Source organism: Microcoleus sp. F10-B2, assembly GCF_036704965.1.
In the GTDB taxonomy this organism is placed as follows: Bacteria; Cyanobacteriota; Cyanobacteriia; order Cyanobacteriales; family Microcoleaceae; genus Microcoleus.
In genome coordinates this window covers 1-1,638 of sequence record NZ_JAUBTB010000217.1, presented here as the reverse complement: position 1 = coordinate 1,638, position 1,638 = coordinate 1, and the positions used below count along the sequence as shown (strand labels likewise).

The window sequence follows — 1,638 nt, the reverse complement described above, 5'->3', positions numbered from 1 at the left end:
TCATCTTTATCGGGAAGTCCGAGGTGGTGCTCGCGAAAACTTCGCAATTCCTTGTGACCGACAAGACGAATTTCTACACCGGCCCTGGCGAGCTGAGTTCCCCACAAAATTTGATAGTTTACCCCCGTCGGCTCCATCACTGCGATCGTGTTATCTATGTCGCCGCCAATCAATGCCAGCAATCCAGAAATTCCAAAAGCTGTAGCATCAAACTTGTGAAAGTCGCAATCGTAATAAAATTGTCGAGGTTCAGTTGGTTTTTCTAGCAAAAGGCAAGCAGAAACTGAAGCCTTGCTAATGTCAAGTCCGATAATTTGCATTAAATTTTTACAGGTGATAATTTCCAAATCCCCACAGCAAAGCTTATGAATCACCCAAAGGCAGCTAAGCCTAATTCACTCTTAAAGCTATAAATTGCAGGGGAAAAATTGCAGTCAATCGAATAATGACCGAGCTTGAGAAAGTAGAAAAGCCATTACAGCTTGTTTCTTCATTAAAGCCCTAAATCAGTATTCAATTGACCGACGGATGATTTGGACTCAATCCGCTACTCAAAACGAGTTTCGGCCGCCGAGTCACACAGCCATCATCAGGCAGTTATTCAAAAGAAAAAGGAATTGCACCAGCAAAATTATGCCAAGTCTCAAAAAAGTTCTGAACTTGAGTTAAAATTCCACCAGCACGAGAATTGTCCCAATCAAAATCGCGAGGCCTTTGTTTGCAAGGATTGATAACCAAAAAGTCTCCAAACAAATCATCTAAAAACCAATCATCTAAACAGAGAATGTCCCAGATTTGACCGAGAGTTTTAAACTTGCGGACGCGCTGCCCCATGCTAAGAAACCAACCACCAGCGGGACACTTGCACAAGTCGAGGCAAGCAGCTCGAGCCAATGCAAGAACTCTTTTAAAGCTAGGACGGGCAACAGGGTTAATGTCCTTAGCTCGATTGATGATTTCAGTCTGGGCGCGAACGCGATCGCGCATCTGCTCATTGTCCTCACGAAGTCGTGCAATCTCAGCTTGAGCAGCAACTAACTGAGACTGCAAATCAAATTGTTCCATATCAAAACTCATGAGAAGAACGTTGATAATCAAAAGGGAGGGGGTCTACTTCCACCTCCCCATCGTCCTCATACTCGGAAACATCAATAACTTCAACAGGCTTAAACTGAGAGATAGCAGTAGTTGTGATATTCAAGTTGATATCCGAAGCTCGAATACCAAAAGCAGCTAAAAAAGCCGTCAGTCGCTCTAACTGTTTGTTAGCTCGCTCAATCTTTGAAGCAAGTTGCTGAACTTGTTTTTTCTTCTGAAGAAGCTCATTCTTAACTTGCTTGAGTTCGACAACAATCTGCGATTCGGATTGGCAGTTAGCCATCAATTCAGCAATCTGAGGCTTAAGTTTTTCATAAGACTCAGAAAGAGTATCAGTATCGGAAGATGTAGCAACTTCGAGAATGCCTCGTTCAGAAAGAGTGTCCCAGTTTTTAGAATAGACAGGAAGCGAAATTCTAAGGATAGTCATTGCAGCAATTGGTAATTGGAATAGGTAAAAAAGGCGATCGCCCTTCGCTCAAAAGAACGATCGCACACAGAAGCAAACAAGATGGAAAGATGGAAATAGGAAGCGAAAAC

General features: G+C 42.9%; 2 protein-coding genes and 1 pseudogene. All 3 read right to left on the bottom strand.

Features of this window, described 5'->3' with window-relative positions; genetic code table 11:
* Nucleotides 1-320 (bottom strand): annotated as a pseudogene (locus tag QUA99_RS32725) (IS110 family transposase); the annotation flags it as partial.
* A gap of 277 nt (nt 321-597) precedes the next feature.
* Entirely contained in the window at nt 598-1,065 is a 468-nt protein-coding gene (locus QUA99_RS32720; RefSeq protein ID WP_333245725.1) for a hypothetical protein, read from the bottom strand.
* A gap of 1 nt (nt 1,066) precedes the next feature.
* Nucleotides 1,067-1,528 carry a hypothetical protein gene (locus QUA99_RS32715; RefSeq protein ID WP_333245722.1) on the bottom strand — a complete coding sequence of 154 codons (462 nt, stop codon included), beginning with the start codon at nt 1,526-1,528 and terminating at the stop codon, nt 1,067-1,069.
* Between the last annotated feature and the right edge of the window lie 110 nt (nt 1,529-1,638).

What these genes read in the sequence shown, in the direction of transcription:
- QUA99_RS32720 (WP_333245725.1), bottom strand. Translation starts at nt 1,065, where the DNA reads ATGGAACAATTTGATTTGCAGTCTCAGTTAGTTGCTGCTCAAGCTGAG.
- QUA99_RS32715 (WP_333245722.1), bottom strand. Translation starts at nt 1,528, where the DNA reads ATGACTATCCTTAGAATTTCGCTTCCTGTCTATTCTAAAAACTGGGAC.